Origin of the sequence: Rhizobium sp. NLR8a, assembly GCF_019685235.1 — a bacterium.
GTDB lineage: Bacteria > Pseudomonadota > Alphaproteobacteria > Rhizobiales > Rhizobiaceae > Rhizobium.
This window is the reverse complement of the sequence record NZ_JABDWI010000005.1, coordinates 388,984-408,613: the sequence shown is the minus strand read 5'-3', so window position 1 is coordinate 408,613 and position 19,630 is coordinate 388,984. Positions and strand designations below refer to the sequence as shown.

At 61.4% G+C, this 19,630-nt stretch carries 20 protein-coding genes; 14 read left to right on the top strand and 6 right to left on the bottom strand.

Going from position 1 to position 19,630, the window contains the following annotated elements; genetic code table 11:
* Positions 1–381: 381 nt before the first annotated feature.
* The 4 genes from HJC04_RS12385 (at position 382) to HJC04_RS12370 (ending at position 5,787) form a co-directional block, all read left to right on the top strand.
* A complete protein-coding gene (locus HJC04_RS12385; protein ID WP_221146316.1) occupies positions 382–1,329 on the top strand; it encodes an ornithine cyclodeaminase family protein in 948 nt (315 codons plus the stop codon).
* Complete coding sequence (gene hrpB, locus HJC04_RS12380; RefSeq protein ID WP_221146314.1) at positions 1,326–3,791, top strand: ATP-dependent helicase HrpB; 2,466 nt, start codon at positions 1,326–1,328, stop codon at positions 3,789–3,791. The genes HJC04_RS12385 and hrpB overlap by 4 nt, the downstream gene beginning before the upstream one ends.
* 21 nt (positions 3,792–3,812) lie before the next feature.
* A complete protein-coding gene (locus tag HJC04_RS12375; RefSeq protein ID WP_210632838.1) occupies positions 3,813–5,141 on the top strand; it encodes an ActS/PrrB/RegB family redox-sensitive histidine kinase in 1,329 nt (442 codons plus the stop codon).
* A 67-nt stretch (positions 5,142–5,208) separates the two neighbouring features.
* Positions 5,209–5,787: an ActR/PrrA/RegA family redox response regulator transcription factor gene (locus HJC04_RS12370; protein WP_210632837.1), complete on the top strand. Its 579-nt coding sequence runs from the start codon at positions 5,209–5,211 to the stop codon at positions 5,785–5,787.
* A 12-nt stretch (positions 5,788–5,799) separates the two neighbouring features.
* On the opposite strand, the gene HJC04_RS12365 is transcribed toward HJC04_RS12370, so the two are convergent.
* Positions 5,800–6,294: an MmcB family DNA repair protein gene (locus HJC04_RS12365; protein WP_011423458.1), complete on the bottom strand. Its 495-nt coding sequence runs from the start codon at positions 6,292–6,294 to the stop codon at positions 5,800–5,802.
* Positions 6,295–6,473: 179 nt separating this feature from the next.
* Here HJC04_RS12365 and HJC04_RS12360 point away from each other — a divergent pair, with 179 nt between their 5' ends.
* On the top strand, positions 6,474–7,157 hold the full coding sequence (locus tag HJC04_RS12360; protein WP_011423457.1) for a L,D-transpeptidase: 684 nt from the start codon (positions 6,474–6,476) through the stop codon (positions 7,155–7,157).
* Between the two features lie 69 nt (positions 7,158–7,226).
* Here the strand turns inward: HJC04_RS12360 and HJC04_RS12355 are convergent, their stop codons facing one another.
* From HJC04_RS12355 to hslV, 5 genes are all read right to left on the bottom strand, one after another.
* Positions 7,227–9,398: a malate synthase G gene (locus HJC04_RS12355; RefSeq protein WP_210632836.1), complete on the bottom strand. Its 2,172-nt coding sequence runs from the start codon at positions 9,396–9,398 to the stop codon at positions 7,227–7,229.
* Positions 9,399–9,483: 85 nt separating this feature from the next.
* Positions 9,484–10,896: a cytochrome P450 gene (locus HJC04_RS12350; protein WP_210632835.1), complete on the bottom strand. Its 1,413-nt coding sequence runs from the start codon at positions 10,894–10,896 to the stop codon at positions 9,484–9,486.
* Positions 10,897–10,944: 48 nt separating this feature from the next.
* The gene (locus tag HJC04_RS12345) at positions 10,945–11,892 is read right to left on the bottom strand and encodes a DUF1402 family protein (RefSeq protein ID WP_221146312.1); all 948 of its coding nucleotides are present in this window, start codon (positions 11,890–11,892) and stop codon (positions 10,945–10,947) included.
* Positions 11,893–12,080: 188 nt separating this feature from the next.
* Positions 12,081–13,388, bottom strand: coding sequence for an ATP-dependent protease ATPase subunit HslU (hslU, locus tag HJC04_RS12340; RefSeq protein WP_210632833.1), 1,308 nt, complete (start codon positions 13,386–13,388; stop codon positions 12,081–12,083).
* Positions 13,389–13,488: 100 nt separating this feature from the next.
* On the bottom strand, positions 13,489–14,016 hold the full coding sequence (gene hslV / locus HJC04_RS12335) for an ATP-dependent protease subunit HslV (RefSeq protein WP_210632832.1): 528 nt from the start codon (positions 14,014–14,016) through the stop codon (positions 13,489–13,491).
* A gap of 175 nt (positions 14,017–14,191) precedes the next feature.
* Here hslV and hisB point away from each other — a divergent pair, with 175 nt between their 5' ends.
* From hisB to coaA, 9 genes are read left to right on the top strand one after another with little or no spacing between them, the layout of a single operon-like run.
* On the top strand, positions 14,192–14,800 hold the full coding sequence (gene hisB / locus HJC04_RS12330) for an imidazoleglycerol-phosphate dehydratase HisB (protein ID WP_210632831.1): 609 nt from the start codon (positions 14,192–14,194) through the stop codon (positions 14,798–14,800).
* Between the two features lie 21 nt (positions 14,801–14,821).
* A complete protein-coding gene (locus HJC04_RS12325; RefSeq protein WP_221146310.1) occupies positions 14,822–15,307 on the top strand; it encodes a DUF2628 domain-containing protein in 486 nt (161 codons plus the stop codon).
* A gap of 2 nt (positions 15,308–15,309) precedes the next feature.
* Entirely contained in the window at positions 15,310–15,960 is a 651-nt protein-coding gene (gene hisH / locus HJC04_RS12320; protein ID WP_221146308.1) for an imidazole glycerol phosphate synthase subunit HisH, read from the top strand.
* Positions 15,961–16,012: 52 nt separating this feature from the next.
* Positions 16,013–16,195, top strand: coding sequence for a hypothetical protein (locus HJC04_RS12315; protein WP_210632828.1), 183 nt, complete (start codon positions 16,013–16,015; stop codon positions 16,193–16,195).
* A complete protein-coding gene (locus HJC04_RS12310) occupies positions 16,192–16,749 on the top strand; it encodes a hypothetical protein (RefSeq protein ID WP_210632827.1) in 558 nt (185 codons plus the stop codon). Before HJC04_RS12315 ends, HJC04_RS12310 begins: the two co-directional genes overlap by 4 nt.
* Before the next feature lie 6 nt (positions 16,750–16,755).
* Positions 16,756–17,502: a 1-(5-phosphoribosyl)-5-[(5-phosphoribosylamino)methylideneamino]imidazole-4-carboxamide isomerase gene (gene hisA / locus HJC04_RS12305; RefSeq protein ID WP_221146306.1), complete on the top strand. Its 747-nt coding sequence runs from the start codon at positions 16,756–16,758 to the stop codon at positions 17,500–17,502.
* Positions 17,503–18,291, top strand: a complete 789-nt coding sequence (gene hisF, locus HJC04_RS12300) for an imidazole glycerol phosphate synthase subunit HisF (protein WP_184454375.1) — start codon at positions 17,503–17,505, stop codon at positions 18,289–18,291.
* Positions 18,292–18,307: 16 nt separating this feature from the next.
* Positions 18,308–18,631, top strand: a complete 324-nt coding sequence (locus HJC04_RS12295) for a phosphoribosyl-ATP diphosphatase (protein ID WP_085776452.1) — start codon at positions 18,308–18,310, stop codon at positions 18,629–18,631.
* On the top strand, positions 18,628–19,623 hold the full coding sequence (gene coaA / locus HJC04_RS12290; protein WP_210632825.1) for a type I pantothenate kinase: 996 nt from the start codon (positions 18,628–18,630) through the stop codon (positions 19,621–19,623). The genes HJC04_RS12295 and coaA overlap by 4 nt, the downstream gene beginning before the upstream one ends.
* The last annotated feature ends 7 nt before the right edge of the window (positions 19,624–19,630 follow it).

Below are 19,630 nucleotides of genomic sequence, written 5' to 3'. Positions count from 1 at the left end.
AACACAAACCAGCAATCGCCAATCCGCTTGAGTTTCTTTAGAACGAAAGACTTCGTCGCCAGCAGCGCCGCCGCCCTCGTTCAGTGAGTGGGCTTATAGAACCTTCCCCTTTTCTAAGTCAACTGCCATTCCAAAAGTTTTTTGACATTTTTGTAACAGGCTGATTCGTAAAGGGTTTTTGGCTTGCCGTTCGAAATCGCGCAAATTTACTGCCGGATCTGGCAGTTCTGGGGATTCGTTTTCGCCGAACCTCGATAAATCGCTTCGACGGCGAAGCCATGACCTATATGGGAAGCCGCCAGATGAAATTCCAGGGCGCTTGCCTCCCACGCACGGCACTCGCTAGTTTGCCGGGGAGAAAACGATCCGCCGGAGTGAAAAATGCTTGTCTTCAACGAAGAACAGACGCGCGCAGCCCTGCCTTGGCGTGAGCTGATCGAAGCGATCGCCGCCATGTTTGCGAGCGAATGCGTGATGCCGGTGCGTCATCACCACGAGATGGACGTGCCCGGGGAAGAGAGTGCAACGCTGCTTCTGATGCCGGCCTGGGTTCCCGGTCGTTATGCCGGGGTGAAGGTGGTTTCGGTCTTTCCCGGCAATGCGCGGCGAAGCCTGCCGGCAATCTCAGGAACCTATCTTCTTTCCTCGGGCGCAACCGGCGAGATGCTGGCCGTGATCGACGGCGCCGAACTGACGGCGCGGCGGACAGCGGCGGCATCGGCGCTCGCCGCCCGTTATCTCGCCCGCACGAATGCGGAGGAAATGCTCGTCTGCGGAACCGGGCGGCTGTCGCTCAACCTGATGCTCGCCCACGGCGTGACGCGGCCCATCCAGAGATACAGGATCTGGGGACGCAACGCGCAAGCGGCGGAGAAGATCGCGGCGGAAGCGCGGGCGCTGGGCCTCGATGCCGAGGCGGTGGCCGATAGGGAAGCGGCGGCGCGGACCGCCGACATCATTTCCTGCGCCACGCTTTCCAGCGCACCGCTCATATCGGGGGAATGGTTGAAGCCCGGCGCACATCTCGACCTCGTCGGCGCGTTCAAACCAAGCATGCGCGAAAGTGACGACGAAGCCATTCGCCGCGCTTCGGTCCATGTCGATACCCGCGCGGGCGCCACCAGCGAGGCCGGCGACATCGTTCAGCCGATGAAAAGCGGCCTGTTGGACATGAACGACATCCAATCGGAGCTTGCGGAACTCGTGAGCGGCGCCCATGGAGGGCGGAGCCATGACGAGGAAATCACGCTGTTCAAGTCGGTCGGCGCAGCACTCGAGGATCTCGCCGGCGCCATCCTTGCCTATCAGACGGTGGCGGGCCGCAAGTGACGATCAGTGCATCATTGCCGGAGCTTCCGGTTTCGCATGTCCTGCCCGCCGTCGCGGCGGCGCTGACCGAGCAGAGACGCGCCGTTCTTTCCGCTCCGCCAGGCGCCGGCAAGACGACGCTGGTGCCGCTCTACCTGCTCGATCAGGCCTGGCGCGGCGACGGCAAGATCATCCTGCTCGAACCGCGGCGGCTGGCGGCGCGAGCCGCAGCAAGCCGGATGGCGTCACTCATCGGCGAGCAGGTGGGCGAGACGATCGGCTACCGCATGCGCCTCGACAGCAGGATATCGGCGGCGACCCGGGTCGAGGTGGTGACCGAAGGGGTTTTCGCCCGAATGATCCTCGACGATCCAGAACTGACCGGCGTCTCGACCGTGCTTTTCGACGAATTCCATGAGCGGTCGCTCGATGCCGATTTCGGGCTGGCGCTGGCGCTCGACGTGCAGTCAGCGCTCCGCGAGGATCTGCGCATCCTGGTGATGTCGGCGACGCTCGACGTGGAGCGTGTGGCCGCCTTGCTCGATCATCCGCCTGTCATCAAGAGCCTGGGGCGCAGCTTTCCGATCGATATCCGCTATCAAGACCGGCCTGGCGGCGAGCGCATCGAGGATGCCGTCACGCGGGCGATTATCGAGGCACATGCCGACGAGGACGGCTCTATCCTCGCCTTCCTGCCCGGCCAGGCGGAAATCACGCGCACCGTGGAGCGCCTGCAGGGGCGATTCGGCCCTGAAACCTTGATTGCGCCTCTCTATGGCAATCTCAGTCAGAAGGAGCAGGATGCAGCGATCCGGCCAGCGCCGAAGGGGACGCGTAAGATCGTCCTCGCCACCTCGATCGCCGAAACCTCGATCACCATCGACGGCGTCCGAATCGTGATCGACAGCGGATTGCAGCGTCTGCCGGTCTTCGAAGCCTCGACCGGGATTACACGGCTCGAGACGGTGCGGGTGTCGCGGGCCTCCGCCGATCAGCGGGCCGGCCGCGCGGGACGAACGGAGCCTGGCATCGCCATTCGGCTTTGGCACCAGGGGCAGACGGCGGCACTGCCGGCTTTCACGCCGCCGCAGATCCTCTCCAGCGATCTCGCCGGCCTGGTGCTCGATCTCGCCCATTGGGGCGTCCAGGATCCGGCATCTCTTGCCTTCGTCGATCAGCCGCCGGAAACGACGCTTAAGGAGGCACGGGCGCTGCTCGGCCAGTTGGGAGCGCTCGACAAGGATGGCGCGTTGACCGTCCGCGGCAAGATGATGCGCAATCTCGCTCTGCCGCCGCGGCTTGCCGCCATGGTCGTTTCATCAGGCGAGTCGGGCCATGCCCGGGAGGCGGCGATGATTGCCCTGCTCCTGACCGAACAGGGGCTTGGCGGACCGAGCGTCGACATTGAGGACCGGCTGCGGCGCTTCAAGGCCGAGCGCGGCGAAAGAGCCGACGCCTCACGGCGGCTGGCGGGGCGGCTGGCCGCGGGCCTCGATACCGTCACCACGGCCGCACCTGTATTGGCGGGTCAGCTGCTGCTGCATGCTTTCCCGGATCGGATCGCGCTTCAGCGCGGCGGGCGCGGGCGATTCGTCATGGCGAACGGGCGGGGAGCGGAACTGCCGGAAACCGAGAGGCTCGCCGGCAGCCAGATGCTCGTCATCGCCGATCTCACCGGGCGTGCGGCACAGGGGCGGATTCTGGCGGCGGCCGAAGTGACGCGTGCGGATATCGAGGCCGAACTGCCTGGCGAGATCAGAACCGATGACCAGACATTCTTCGACCGCCAAAGCCGGCAGGTGCGAGCGCGGCGGGCAACCCGGCTCGGCTCGATCGTCTTCGAAGAGACGCCGTTGCCGCGTCCCTCCGGGGCCGCCGTCACTCAGGCGCTGATGGAGGGCGTGCGCGAACTGGGGCTCGATCAGCTCGCCTTCTCGAAGGAAGCCCTGCAGCTTCGCGAACGGATCGGTTTCCTTTATCGGACGATCGGTGATCCCTGGCCCGATGTCAGCGACGATGCTCTGCTTTCCCGGCTGGAGGAATGGTTTGCTCCCTTCCAGGAAGACGCCCGAAGCCTCTCCGAGATTTCTGCGGCAGGGCTTTCGAACGGGCTGATGTCGCTGGTGCCGCACGAGCTGCAGCGCGATCTTAGCCGGCTTGCGCCGACGCATTTCGAGGCGCCGACCGGTCAAAGACATCCTATCCAATATGAGGGTGAGGAGCCGGTCTTGACGATCCGGGTGCAGGAGTTGTTCGGGCTCAAACAACATCCAGCGGTCGCCGGAGGCCGCCTGCCGCTGCTCCTGGAGCTGACGTCGCCGGCGCACCGGCCGATCCAGACGACGCGCGACCTGCCCGGCTTCTGGGCGGGCTCGTGGAAGGACGTACGCGCAGAGATGCGCGGGCGCTATCCCCGCCATCCCTGGCCGGAGCGGCCAGAAGAGGCGTTGCCGACGACACGGGCAAAACCACGTAGTACATGAGAGCCATCAAGGAGCCCCGGCATGATCGACAAGCCCGGCGTGATCGACAAGACGCAAAGCCATACGCTGGAAGACCGGCACAGCAGCCGCAGGCTGCGGCTGCAGACGCTGGTGCGGCTGCGCTGGCTTGCGGTCGGCGGCCAGGCGCTGACAGTGTTCATCGTCGCCTTCTGGCTGAAATTTCCCTTGCCGCTGATCGCCAGCTCTTCGCTGATCGCCGCCCTCGCCTGGGTGAATTTCTACCTGACGATCCGCTATCCGCCGACGCACCGGCTGGAGCCGCCCGCCGCCTTCGCGCTGCTCGGCTTCGACCTCCTGCAGCTCTGCGCGCTGCTCTTCATCACCGGGGGCCTCGCCAATCCCTTCGCCGCACTCGTCTGCGTGCCTGTTATCATCTCCTTTGCCTCACAGCCGATCCGCTACAGCACGGCGCTGATCGGCTTTGCGATGGCCTGCATTACCGTGCTTGCCTTTTCGCCTTTCCCGCTGCCCTGGTTCGACGGGGTCGAGATCAATGTCCATAACGTCATGCAGTTCGGCGTCTGGTGCTCGATCGCCTCGACGATGGCCTTTGCCGCCTTCTATGCCTATCGCGTCTCGATGGAAGCAAGCCAGCTTGCCGATGCGCTGGCCGCGACTGAACTGGTGCTGCAGCGGGAAAAGCATCTTTCGCAGCTTGACGGCCTGGCTGCGGCCGCCGCTCATGAACTCGGCACGCCGCTTGCCACGATCAGCGTCGTCGCCAAGGAAATGGAACGCGAGCTCAAGGACGATGATCGCTTCCGCGAGGATGTCATGCTGCTGCGGAGCCAGAGCGAACGCTGCCGTGATATTCTGCGGCGGCTGACGACGCTCTCCTCCGAAGGCGAGGCGCATATGCGCCGGCTACCGCTTTCCTCGATGATCGAAGAGGTCGTCGCGCCGCACCGGGAATTCGGCATCACGCTCGAGCTCATCGAAAAAAGCCCGCGCAAGAACGAGCCGGTCACCGACCGCAATGCCGGCATCATGTACGGGCTCGGAAACCTCATCGAAAATGCCGTCGATTATGCCAGGGAGAAGGTGACCATCACCGTCGAACACGATCACGACAAAGTGCTGATCGTCATCGAGGACGACGGCAATGGTTATTCGCCTGACATCCTAACGCGAATCGGCGAGCCCTATGTGACCAGGCGGCAGAAGGAAGATACGGCCGGCGGCCTCGGGCTCGGACTTTTCATCGCCAAGACGCTGCTGGAGCGCTCGGGCGCATCGCTGGTTTTCGAGAACCGCGAGCCGGAAAGAGCCGGCGCGCGCATCCGCATCGAATGGCCGCGAATGCTGATCGACGCAAATTCGACAAAATGAGTTTGTGGGCATAAGTAGAATGAGAACGGTTGACCAGGATCAGGCGCAACCGCCGGGACCCGAGACGATGACAGAACAGACTCACGGAAATTTCGCCGCATCGGACGAAAACCATATCGGGCCCGACGCCAGCTTGCTGATCGTCGACGATGACGGGCCGTTCCTGCGCCGTCTTGCACGGGCGATGGAGACGCGCGGCTTCGAGGTGGAGACGGCCGACTCAGTGGCGGAAGGTGTTGCGAAATCGAAAAGCAGGCCGCCGAAATATGCGGTGGTCGACCTTCGCCTCGGCGACGGCAACGGGCTTGACGTCATCGAAGCGATCCGCCAGCGGCGCGACGATACCCGGATCATCGTGCTGACCGGCTACGGCAATATCGCAACAGCGGTGACGGCCGTAAAACTTGGAGCCGTCGATTATCTGGCCAAGCCCGCGGATGCCGACGATGTCTTTTCGGCGCTGACGCAACGGCCGGGTGAAAAAGCGGAACTTCCCGAGAATCCGATGTCGGCCGATCGGGTGCGCTGGGAACACATCCAGCGGGTCTATGAAATGTGCGAGCGCAATGTCTCGGAAACGGCACGCCGGCTCAACATGCATCGGCGAACGCTGCAGCGCATCCTTGCCAAACGCGCGCCGAAATAGACGAAACCTTCGTCAGACATCATCCACGGTGAACGGTTTTCCGTTCGCCCATTCGGCCATCATCAGCCTTTGCGCGGCGGCGCGCGAGAAACTGAGCGTGACGGATTTGCGCGTGGCTGGTGCCATGCGGTGTTCCGGCGCCTCGCGAATCATGTGGGCGCCATAGCCATCCGAGAGGAAGAGCCCGCATTCCTCCGGAAAGATGTCGAGCGGCACACCTTCATGTGTCGCAAAGAACAGGCGGTCGCAATGCAGTCTGTATTCCGGCCATTTGCGATCCACCCGGAAATCCTCGATCGATGTCTTGATTTCGATAATCCAGACTTCGCCCTTTTCCGAAAGCGTGATCAGATCGGCGCGGCGGCCGCTGGCGAGCGGCAGTTCGGGTAGCACGGCATGGCGCATTTCATGCAGCAATATCTGCGTCCCGCGCCGCACCATCATGGCCCTGTCCGATTGCCGGCCATCGATTAACGGATTGTTATTGTAAACGCTCAAAATCGTCATGGATAACCGTCGCAGAGCCGTGTGTGTTGTTGCAAAAAAACCATGCGCTTTTAATTTGCGCAGCAGACGAATTCGTCGCGCCACAGTAGCCTTGCAAAGCGCAAGTTAATCGAAAATAAACCATAATCAACGATGGTCGAAAGACTGTTCTCCTCGCCCAAAAACTTCAAGAGTTATCTATGCGCATCCGCAATGCATTCCCTGTATTTGGCCTGCTGACGACGCTCGCACTGGCCGGCTGCTCCACTAATTCCGAAAGCGCATCCGTCGACGACAAGGGCGCAGGCCCGACGGTACAGACAGCTCAAATCTTCAACGACGCCTATGGCGTGACGAAGGATGCCGGATACTCCCTGCCGGCGATCCCGATCGACAGGGTCAAGCCGCAGTTCCGCCGCCAGGTCGTCAGCTACCAAACCACCGAGCGTCCCGGCACCATCATCGTCAACACGCGCGAGCGTTTCCTCTATTACATCCTGCCGAACGGCAAGGCGATGCGCTACGGCATCGGCGTCGGCAAGCAGGGCTTCGCATGGGCCGGCACCGCCTATGTCGCCTGGAAGCAGGAATGGCCGACCTGGCACCCACCGAAGGAAATGGCTGAACGCCGCCCCGACGTCGCCAAATACGTCGAGGAGGGCATGGGCCCCGGTCTCAGCAATCCTCTCGGCGCGCGCGCCATGTATCTCTTCAACGACGACGGCAAGGACACCCTGTTCCGCCTGCACGGCACGCCGGAATGGGCTTCGATCGGCACCGCCGCTTCCTCGGGCTGCATTCGCCTGATGAACCAGGACGTCATCGACCTCTACAGCCGCGTCCGCCCCGGCAAGGGGACCTCCAAGGTCATCGTCATCCAGTAAGGTAGATACCGAATTCGGTGTAAAAAAGGCCGCCGGACTGTCGTCCCGGCGGCCTTTTCGTATTCTCGGTCACGCCGATTGCTTCGCCTTGAGCTCGAGACGGCGGCGGTGAAGCACCGGTTCCGTATAGCCGTTCGGTTGCTCCCTGCCCTTCAGGACGAGATCGAGGGCGGCCTGGAAGGCAATCGAATCATCGAAATTGCCGGCCATTGGGCGGTAGGCCGGATCGGATTCGTTCTGTCGGTCGACGATGGCAGCCATGCGTTTCATCGTTTCGACGATTTGAGCTTCGGTGACGACTTGGTGATGCAGCCAATTTGCCATGTGCTGGGCCGAAATGCGCAAGGTCGCGCGATCCTCCATCAGGCCGATATTGTTGATGTCGGGCACTTTCGAGCAGCCGACGCCCTGATCGATCCAGCGCACGACATAGCCGAGGATACCCTGAGCATTGTTGTCGAGCTCTCGCTGGATTTCCTCCGGCGTCCAGTTCGGCCGCACCGCAACCGGCACGGAGAGAATGTCGGAAAGTCTGGCGCGAGCACGGTCCTTCAGCCCCTGCTGGACCTTGGCGACGTTGACGCGGTGATAGTGGGTGGCATGCAGGGTTGCAGCCGTCGGCGAAGGCACCCAGGCGGTATTGGCGCCGGCCTTGGGATGGGCGATCTTCTGTTCCAGCATCGCCGCCATCAGGTCCGGCATCGCCCACATGCCCTTGCCGATCTGCGCATGGCCGGAAAGGCCGCATTCCAGGCCGATATCAACGTTCCAGTTCTCATAGGCCGATATCCACGCTGCCTGGCGCATATCGCCCTTGCGAATCATCGGACCGGCTTCCATCGAGGTGTGGATCTCATCGCCGGTGCGGTCGAGGAAACCGGTATTGATGAAGACGACGCGCTCGCGGGCGGCACGAATGCACTCCTTGAGGTTGACCGTCGTGCGCCGCTCCTCGTCCATGATGCCCATCTTGATGGTGTTGCGCGCCATGCCGAGCGCGTCTTCAACCCGAGAGAAAATCTCGACGGCGAAGGCGACCTCTTCTGGCCCATGCATCTTCGGCTTCACCACATATATGGAGCCGGTGCGGGAATTCTTCTTCCGGCCGGCGGGACCGATATCGTAAAGCGCGATCAGAGCAGTGATGACGGCATCCATGATGCCCTCAGGCACTTCGTTGCCGTCCTTGTCGAGGATCGCGGGATTGGTCATGAGGTGGCCGACATTGCGCACCAGCATCAACGAACGGCGATGTACTTCGAACGAAGTGCCATCCGGGCCGGTATAGTCCAGATCCGGGTTGAGCTTGCGGACGAAGGTCGTTCCGCCCTTTGCCACCTCTTCCTGCAGATCGCCCTTCATCAGGCCGAGCCAGTTGCGATAGACGATGACCTTATCCTCGGCGTCGACGGCGGCAATCGAATCCTCGCAGTCCATGATCGTGGTGATCGCCGATTCCAGCCAGACATCGGAAATATGGGCCGGATCGGCCTTACCGATCGCCGTTGTCGGATCGATGACGATATCGATATGAATGCCGTTGTTCTTCAGGAGAACATGGCTCGGCGCCGCGGCATCGCCGCGATAGCCGGCAAAATGCCCGCGGTCTCTGAGCATTGTCTGCTCGCCGTCGACCGATCTGATAACGAGCGTTCCGTCCTTAACGGCGAAGCTGCCGACATCCTTCCAGCTGCTGTCCTGTAGCGGCGCCGCCGTATCGAGGAAATCTCGCACCCAGGCGATGACCTTTTCGCCGCGCTTTGGATTATAGCCCTTGCCCTTCTCGGCGCCGTCGCTCTCGGGAATGGCGTCGGTGCCATAGAGCGCATCATAGAGCGAGCCCCAGCGAGCGTTTGCGGCGTTCAGGGCGTAGCGGGCGTTCATCACGGGAACGACGAGCTGCGGACCGGCGATGGAGGCGATCTCGGGATCGACGTTTCCGGTTGAGACCTGGAAGTCTGACCCTTCCGGCAGGAGGTAGCCGATGCTGCGGAGAAAGGACTGATATTCGTCCATATCCGACGGGGCGCCATGCTGGCGATACCAGTCATCAATCTTCGTCTGCAGCTCGTCGCGTTTGGCCAGCAGTGCGCGATTGCGTGGGGCGAGATCGTGGACGATTGCCGAAAAATCGGCAAAGAATCTGTCCACATCGATCGCCAGACCCGGCAGAACCTCCTGCATCAGGAAATCGTGAAGGACGGTTTCGATGGCAAGACCGTTCTTATCAATGCGGCTCATGCGATATTCTCCTCGGCAACGCCTGTGAATGCTGCCACTTTGCCCGCCTTTCATTCACAGTCAATTCTGCAATGGTTCGAAAGATTTATGCCGTTCGGGAAATTATGCGCGACGTCACGCGCATGGGAAGCCCGTTCTGCGGCTGAGTCGTCAGCTTCTGCACCGGCCAGGGATTGGTGGCTGCCGTCTGATCGAAACGGAAACGGTGCATCATGACCGCCAGTGCGATCACCGCCTCCTGCAGCGCGAAGGTCGCGCCGATGCAGACGCGCGGGCCGGCGCCGAACGGCAGAAACTGGAACCGGCCGATGCTGCCGCGGTTTTCCGGCAGGAAGCGCTCCGGCATATAGGCGCGCGGCTTTTCCCAATAAAGTTCGTGGCGATGCAGCGTCCAGGGCATGATGAGCACGGTGATGTCGGCCGGTATTTCGATCCTTTCGCCCTTGGCGTTTATCCAGAGATCATCAGCGATCGCGGCGCGGTTGATGGAAGGTGCGGGCGGATAGAGCCTGAGAGCCTCTTCGAAGGCCGCCCGTGTCACTGGCATCAGATCCAGCCATTCCACAGGTTCGGCTCCAGTCGCCAGGACGGCATCGATCTCCGTCTCCATCGCCTCGCGAATATGCGGGCTGTTGGCGACACAATAGAGCGTCCAGGCAAGCGCACGCGCGGTCGTCTCGTGACCGGCTCCGATGAAAGTCAGGATATTGTCCTCGATCTCCTCCTTGGTGAGGCCATCCGGACCGGCCTGTTCCAGGAGCAGCGTCAGAAAATCTTCCGGTGCGGCGGCGCGATCGGCCTTCATCTTCGCCAGACGCATATCCATGGTGTCGCGAACGATCGCCCTGAATTTCTCGAGCACCTTCTGGCCGCCAATGCGGGTGAGACGCGGCACCCAGGAGGGCGCGCGCAGCAGGTCCATCGGGTCGACGCGGCCCATGCGGTGGAGAAGCTGGTTGACGTCGTCGGCGAAATGGCCGCTCGACGAAATGATTTCGCCGGAAAAGAGCGTCTCGGCAAGAATCGCAAAGGTCAGATCAGTCATATCGGTGGCAATGTCGAAGTCCTGGCCATCCGCATCGACGTTCGCGTATTTGCGGACAAAATCTTCCGATTGCCGCAGCATCTGGCCGGCAAAACCTTTGGCGTGGCGCGGCGTGAAGACCGGCGCGACCGCCTTTCTCGATCGCTTCCAGACCTGGCCTTCCGCCGTCAACAACCCGTCACGCAGGATTGGCCGCAGCACCAGCTGGCGAATGTCGGACATTCGGTAATTGGCGGCATTGTCGACCAGTATGTGCTTGATCAAGCCGGGATCGTTGACGATCAGGGTGTGTTGCCCGAAGAAGCTCGTCTTGATCCAGGGCAGCGTGTAGGAGGGCTCGCCCCAGAGTTCGAGCGGGTTGCGCAGAATGATGCGGATGATATCAAGCCGGCTCGGCGGCACGGTGCGCGGCAGCGGTGCCGGCGGAACGAAGGGATCCGGACGCATGTCCATCGTCAAAGCCTTTCGGGGAAGAGCGACGCCTTCCCGGCAAGCTTGAAGCTAGAGCAGGCCCTTGAGTTCGTCCAGCTTGTCGTTGATCAGCCAGCCGTAATAATTCTCTTCGGGCCAAACGGTCGCGCCGGAAGAGCGGTTTTTCGCGGCCAGCGCCGCGGCACGCTGACGGGAATTGCCGACATTGTAAAGCGTCGCCGTCAGGCCGGGATTGCCGGAGATGTCCATGCCGGCAATCTCTTTGTAATCGTCGATCGATCTGCGGATCGAGGCGGCGACGAAAGCGAGCGAGATGTCGGGATCCATGATTGCCCTGTAGACGGCGCTGGCATTCTTCTCGTTCAGCTTCGGATAGCCGGAGACGCGGCTGACGAGATCGGAAAGCATCAGCGCCGTCAGGGGATTGACCTGGCCAAGGCCGAAGGTCTGGCCGGCGTAAAAGGGCTGAAAGAAGACCGCACTGAAGCGATTGTTGGGGAAGCTCTCGCCGCCGACGGTCTTGCCGCGGAAATCGCTTTCCCAGACATCTTCCCGGCAGGACCAGAGCGTGTAGGAATCACTCTTGCCCTTGCACCCGGCAAATTGGGGCCGAGCGACGAAATCGTCGACGCTCTCGCCGTCATAGGCGAAACGGAAACTTTCACCGGCATAGGAGGCGGCCTTGACGTAATAGGCCTGCAGCCGGTCATAGGCGTCGACATTATAGGTATGTTCACCGACGATCGCGCCGATGACATGGATGGGATTGATGCCATAAGCGCTGGAGACCTTGCGGATCTTTGCCATCAGTTCGTGATCGGTCGCGAGAAGCTCATGGACCTTCTCATATTTCAGATCGAAGCTGCTCTTGGTGCCCTTGGTGCGGCGGACGGACGCTCCGGGAATATCGGGCTGCTCGGCATGGCGATTGCCCGCCGGCACCGTCTGCATGGCGAAAGCCGGCTTCGAATTCACCAGGGCAACGGCAATCAAAAGGCTTGTCAAAAGGCGTCGCACGATCCGCTATCCCGTCCGTTCATCGTCCTGTTCGCGATGCGGCTGACTGGACCAGAATCTTGGCCGAATAATGCCGTAGCGGAAAACAAAACGGGCCTTCACTAAAAAGGAAAAGGCCCGCTGTCGATAGTCGAGGTCAACAGAATGCGGCATTCACATCGGTAAAGCCATGCACCGGTGCGGCGATATCACAGAATGAAGCGGGACAGATCGGTATTCTGCGCGAGATCGCCGACATGTTCTCGCACATAGGCTGCATCGATCGTGATGGCTGCCCCGGCCCGATCGGGCGCATTGTAGGAAATATCGTCCAACACCCGCTCCATCACCGTCTGCAACCGGCGTGCGCCGATATTCTCGACCGAGGAGTTCAAGTGAACGGCGACATCGGCCAGCGCGTCGATCGCGTCCTCGGTGAAATCGAGGTTCAGATTTTCGGTTTCCATCAGCGCTCGATACTGGCGGATGAGGCTTGCTTCGGTCTCCGTCAGGATCCGGCGGAAGTCTTCCTTGTTCAGCGGACGCAGCTCGACGCGGATCGGCAGGCGGCCCTGCAGCTCCGGCAGAAGATCCGAGGGTTTGGAGACATGGAAGGCGCCGGAGGCGATGAAGAGGATATGGTCCGTCTTCACAGGGCCGTATTTGGTCGAAACCGTCGTGCCTTCGACGAGCGGCAGCAGGTCGCGCTGGACACCTTCGCGTGAAACGCCGGCGCCCATGCCGCCGTCGCGGGCGGCGATCTTGTCGATCTCGTCAAGGAAGACGATGCCGTCGTTCTCGGTGGAACGGACGGCCTCGCGCTGGATCACCTCGTTGTCGATCAGCTTGTCGGATTCATCGCGGATCAGATCGGTATAGGAGGCCTTGACCGTCGTGCGCACCTTCTTGGTGCGTCCGCCCATCGCCTTGCCGAACATTTCCGACAGGTTGAGCACGCCGATATTGCCGCCCGGCATGCCGGGTATTTCGAAGCCGCCCATGCCAGAACCGGCATCGGCCACCTCGATATCGATTTCCTTGTCATCGAGCTCGCCGTCCCTGAGCTTCTTGCGGAAACTTTCGCGGGTGGCGGGCGAAGCGGTGGTGCCGACCAGCGCATCGAGCACACGCTCCTCGGCGCTGACATGGGCCTTGGCCTGCACCTCGGCCCGCTTCTTCTCGCGCACTAGGCCGATGCCGACCTCGACCAGATCGCGGATGATCTGCTCGACATCACGGCCGACATAACCGACTTCGGTGAACTTGGTGGCTTCGACCTTGATGAAAGGGGCGCCGGCGAGTTTTGCCAGACGCCGGGAGATCTCCGTCTTACCGACACCGGTTGGGCCGATCATCAGGATGTTTTTCGGCATGACCTCGTCGCGCAGGCTCGGGTCGAGCTGCTGGCGACGCCAGCGGTTGCGCAGCGCGATCGCGACGGCGCGTTTGGCATCATGCTGGCCGATGATGTAGCGATCGAGCTCGGAAACGATCTCGCGGGGGGAAAAGGTCGTCATTGCGTATCATTCTCCTGGCGGTCCGGAGCCATCGGCCCGGCCGCAATTCGTTGTTTCGCCGCGGCAGGTCAGCCGCGGCGGCAGCCGAAAGGCCTGGTATTCAGCCTTCGACATCCAGCGATTCCACCACAATATTGTGGTTGGTGTAGACGCAGATGTCGGCGGCGATCTCGAGGGCGCGCCGGGCGACCTCTTCGGCCGATTTGTCGCTATCCATCAGTGCACGGGCGGCGGCGAAGGCAAAATTGCCACCAGAACCGATCGCCGTCGTGCCGTGTTCGGGCTCCAGAACATCGCCGTTGCCGGTGATTGCCAGCGTGATCGACTTGTCGGCGACGAGCATCATGGCTTCGAGATTACGCAGGTATTTGTCGGTACGCCAGTCCTTGGCGAGTTCGACGGCGGCGCGCATCAGCTGACCGGGATATTGTTCCAGCTTCTTTTCAAGCCTTTCGAGCAGGGTGAAGGCGTCAGCCGTGGCGCCGGCGAAACCGGCGATGACTTCGCCCTTGCCGATGCGCCGCACCTTGCGGGCATTGCCCTTCATGACGGTCTGGCCGAGGCTCACCTGGCCATCGCCCGCCATCACCACCTTGCCGCCTTTTCGAACTGTAATGATTGTTGTCATAAAACACCTGTCTGCCCATGAGGCGGGCCTTTACGCGAGACCGCATGCCGGTCCTTGTTGAACCCTATGTAAGCAGGCCTGAGCCGATTGCAAATGGGGGCTTTTCTCCTCCGCGGCTTCTGGATATTTGCTGATGCGCCTGATAAGGAACGGCCTTATTCCGATGGAGGGCCACATGGCCGAGACCGAAGCAAGCCGAACGGGCAGCGTTGCCCGCAAGACCAACGAGACGTCGATTTCCGTTTCCGTCAACCTGGACGGCACCGGCAAATCGAAGATTTCGACCGGCGTCGGCTTCTTCGACCATATGCTCGACCAACTTTCGCGGCATTCGCTCATCGACATGGACATCGAAGCCAAGGGCGACCTGCATATCGACGATCATCATACGGTCGAAGATACCGGCATTGCGATCGGCCAGGCGATCTCGAAAGCGCTCGGCGATCGGCGAGGCATCACACGCTATGCTTCGATCGATCTCGCCATGGACGAGACGATGACCAAGGCGGCGGTCGATCTTTCGGGTCGCCCGTTCCTCGTCTGGAATGTCGCCTTCAGCGCGCCGAAGATCGGCACCTTCGACACGGAACTCGTGCGCGAATTCTTCCAGGCGCTCGCCCAGAACGCCGGCATCACCTTGCATATTCTCAACCATTATGGCGCCAACAACCACCATATTGCCGAGACATGCTTCAAGGCGGTCGCCCGCGCATTGCGCACGGCGACAGAGATCGATCCGAGACAGGCGGGCCGTGTTCCCTCGACGAAGGGCACACTCGTCTGAGCCCCTCAGGGAGCGGCGACAATGACCTCCAGCTATATTTTCCTGACACCGCCGGGCGGCGCGAGCGTAGCGACCGATGAGGTGCGCACGATTCGCGACGGTTTCACCTGGCTCGGCCTCCTGTTTCCATGGGCTTGGCTTCTGGTGCACCGGCTATGGCTGCATGCGGCTGCGGCGTTTTTCTTACAGGGAATCGGCGCCGCACTGATGGACGAACCCGGTCTGGGGCCGGCGGGTGCGGCGATCATGCTGGGCGTGAATATAGTGGTCGGTCTCGAAGGCCAGAACTTTCGCATCCGCAATCTTGCCGCCAAGGGCTGGAACGAGGACGCCCTCATTGCAGCCGATAAGCTCGATATTGCCGAGCAGGTCTATTTTGCGGACAAGACGGTGCCTGCTGGCAGTGACGATACGGTCGCACCGGATTGGCAGAACAAGCCCGGTGCAAACAGGCTGCGTGGCCAAGCGACATCTCTTGGTCTCTTTGGTTTTGATGGAGGACGCTGACGATGCGCGTCGCGATTATCGACTACGGTTCCGGCAACCTTCGTTCGGCGACCAAGGCTTTCGAGCGGGCCGCGCGCGAGGCGGGCATCGATGCCCATATCGATCTCACTAATAAGGCGGAGGACGTTGCTGCGGCCGATCGTATCGTGTTGCCCGGCGTCGGCGCATACGCCGATTGCCGGCGCGGCCTGGATGCCGTGCCCGGGATGAGCGAGGTGCTGATCGAGGCTGTCGAGAATAAGGCGCGGCCTTTCCTCGGCATCTGCGTCGGCATGCAGCTCATGTCGTCGCGTGGCCTCGAGAAAACCGTAACACACGGCTTCGGCTGGATCCCAGGCGACGTCATCGAGATGACGCCTGACGATCCCTCGTTGAAGATTCCGCAAATCGGCTGGAACACGCTCGACCTGAAGCGCGAACATCCGCTGTTCGACGGCATTCCCACCGGGACGCAGGGGTTGCACGCCTATTTCGTGCATTCCTACCATCTTGCCGCCAAAAACCCCGAGGATGTCATTGCGACCGTCGATTACGGCGGGCCGATGACCGCCCTCGTCGGGCGCGACAACATGGTGGGCGCCCAGTTTCACCCGGAAAAGAGCCAGAAGCTCGGCCTCGCCCTGATCGCCAATTTCCTGCGCTGGAATCCGTAATACCTGCGCCTTATTTCCTCTTTATGGAAAGGGAGGAACAGGAGTGCGCTCGATGCCGGCTTCGCAGAAATCAGGCAAGGTGTTCTATATGCTGCGGCCCTCCAGGGAGGGTCTGCCTCCCTTCTCGGACATCCGGCTTCCCGACGGGACGATCATTCGTCGTGTCGACGAAGCCCTCCATAAAAGAGCGCTTTCCAACGCGGCCAAGGCATTGAAAGAAAGGCTGGACCGATGATCCACGAATTCCTTGCCGGCAACGAGAATTCGCAGCTGCGCGCCAATGGGATCAACGCCGGGGATATCACCGAAGCCGTGCTGGAATTCTATATCGAAGGCGAAGACGATCTGATCGGCCTGCTTGCCTACGCCCTTTACGAGCGGCAGAAGCGCGATTTCGTCGTCAGCTATCGCAAGCGGAATGCCGGTCGTTCGCCCAATGAGGCCGAGCTTGCCGCAGTTTCCAGCAACTATCTCTCCACCGACCTGCGCAACACTCTGCGCGATCGCGCCTCGCAGATTCTTTCGAGCTATGCCGAGACCTATGTGGAGGCGATGGAGCCAGATATCCGGCTCGCCGCCGTCAACAGCGACGCCCTGCGGCGGGTGCGCGAGATCGAGAAATCGGTGAAGAAGCGCCTCGGTTTCTGGCGCCAGGTGCGTGCCGGCTTCATCGTCATCCTGCTGCTTCTGCTGCTTTTGAGCGCGGCCGCCATTGCCGCTGTCTTTTTCCGCTCGGATATCGTAGATGCGTGGAATGCGCTGATGGCGGCGATCACTCTACGGACGTAAGACGACATGATTCTTTTTCCCGCGATCGATCTGAAGGGTGGCCAATGCGTTCGCCTGAAGCTCGGCGACATGCAGCAGGCGACGGTTTACAACACCGATCCGGCCGCCCAGGCGAAATCCTTCGAAGACCAGGGCTTCGAATGGTTGCATGTGGTCGATCTCGATGGCGCCTTCGCGGGACATTCGGCCAATGGCGACGCCGTCGAGACGATCCTGAAGGCGACGAAAAATCCGGTGCAGCTCGGTGGCGGCATCCGCACGCTCGACCACATCGAAGCCTGGCTGTCGCGGGGGTTGCGGCGGGTCATCCTCGGCACCGTCGCCGTCAGAAATCCTCAGCTGGTCATCGAGGCCTGCCGGAAGTTTCCCGACCGCGTCGCCGTCGGCATCGATGCCAAGGGCGGCAAGGTGGCGGTCGAGGGTTGGGCTGAAGCTTCCGAACTCGGCATTATCGAGCTTGCCAGGAAATTCGAGGGCGCCGGCGTTGCCGCGATCATCTACACTGATATCGACCGCGACGGCATCCTGACCGGCATCAACTGGAGCTCGACGCTGGAACTCGCCGATGCCGTCTCCATTCCCGTCATCGCTTCGGGCGGCCTGGCCTCCATGGACGATATCAAGCGCATGCTGCAGCCCGACGCGCAGAAGCTGGAAGGAGCGATTTCCGGCCGGGCGCTTTACGACGGTCGCATCGACCCCAAGGAAGCGCTGGCGCTGATCAAGGCCAACAGGGCCAAGGAGACTGCGTAAATGACCCTCAAGGCTCGTGTCATTCCCTGCCTCGACGTCAAGGACGGCCGCGTCGTCAAGGGCGTCAATTTTCTCAATCTCGTTGATGCCGGCGATCCGGTCGAAGCGGCGAAGGCCTATGACGCGGCCGGCGCCGACGAGCTCTGTTTCCTCGACATCACCGCGTCCTCGGACAATCGCGAAACGATTTTCGATGTCGTGTCGCGCACGGCCGATCAATGTTTCATGCCGCTGACGGTCGGAGGCGGGGTCAGAACCATCGCCGACATCCGCAAGCTCTTGCTGTGCGGCGCCGACAAGGTGTCGATCAACTCGGCAGCTGTCAGCAATCCTGATTTCGTCGCCGAGGCGGCCGACAAGTTCGGTGACCAGTGCATCGTCGTCTCGATCGACGCCAAGCGCAGGCGCACGCAAGCGGTCGGCGGCGACAATCTCAGCGCCTGGGAAATCTATACGCATGGAGGCCGCAACGCGACCGGCATCGATGCCGTCGAATTCGCGCAGAAGATGGTGGCGCGCGGGGCCGGCGAACTGCTGGTCACCTCCATGGACCGCGACGGCACCAAGGTCGGCTACGACCTGGAGCTGACGCGGACGATCGCCGATGCGGTGCGTGTGCCGGTCATTGCGTCCGGCGGTGTCGGCGACCTCGACGATCTCGTCGCCGGGGTGAAGGAAGGCCATGCCAATGCCGTGCTGGCCGCATCGATCTTCCACTTCGGCACCTATACTGTCGGCGAGGCAAAACACTATATGTCGAAGTGCGGCATCGACATGCGTCTCGACTGAACCCTGAGAGCAGACAATGAGCGGATTTTCCCTTTCCGACCTCGAACGCATCGTCGAAGAGCGATCGAAAGCCTCACCGGAGCAGTCCTGGACAGCCAAACTCGTGGCCGCCGGCCAGCCGAAGGCGGCGAAGAAGCTCGGCGAGGAGGCCATCGAAGCGGTGATGGCGGCGGTGACAGGCGATCGCGACAATCTGACCTATGAGGCGGCCGACCTGCTCTATCACCTATTGGTCGTATTGAAGATTGCTGAAATACCGCTAGAGAATGTCATGGCCGAACTCGAGCGCAGAACCGCGCAGTCCGGTCTCAAGGAAAAGGCCAGCCGGCAGAGTTCATGAGTATCGCGACTGAGATTATCGGGGTGCCGGAGATATTGGATCACTTCCAGTCTGAATCCTATTCGCCCTACCATTTCTTCTCTTCCGGGCAATGGGCGAAATTCCGCGCCGACACGCCGCTGACGCTGACCGGCGACGAGGTCAAGCGGCTGCGTTCAATGGGCGACCCGATCGATCTCGACGAGGTCCGGCGCATCTACCTCTCGCTGTCGCGCCTGCTTTCGTCGCATGTCGAATCCTCGCAGATGCTGTTCGACCAGCGCAACCGCTTCCTCAGCATGTCGGATGTCACGAAAACGCCTTTCGTCATCGGCATCGCCGGCTCGGTCGCTGTGGGAAAATCGACCACAGCCCGTATCCTGAAGGAGCTCCTGGGGCGCTGGCCTTCCAGCCCGAAGGTCGATCTCATCACGACAGACGGCTTCCTCCACCCGAACGCGGTGCTGCAGCGGGAAAAGCTGATGCAGCGCAAGGGTTTCCCGGAAAGCTATGATACGGGCGCGATCCTGCGCTTCCTCTCGGCGATCAAGGCCGGGCGGCCCGATGTGAAGGCGCCGTGTTATTCGCATCTCGTCTATGACGTGCTGCCGGACGAATACAAGATCGTCGACCGTCCCGACATTCTGATCTTCGAAGGCATCAACGTGCTGCAATCGCGCGACCTGCCGGCCGACGGCAAGATCGTGCCGATGGTATCCGACTTCTTCGACTTCTCGATCTACATCGATGCCGCGGAAGACCAGATCCACAACTGGTATGTGACGCGCTTCATGCGGCTGCGTGAAACCGCCTTCCGCGATCCCAACTCCTATTTCCATCGCTACGCCTCGATCACCGATGCGGAAGCGCTTGAAATCGCCGAAGATCTCTGGAGGAACATCAACTTGAAGAACCTGCGCCAGAACATCCTGCCGACGCGGCCGCGCGCCGATCTCATCCTGAAAAAGGGCAAGGATCATCTGATCGAACAGGTCGCACTCAGAAAACTATAGCAGGCGA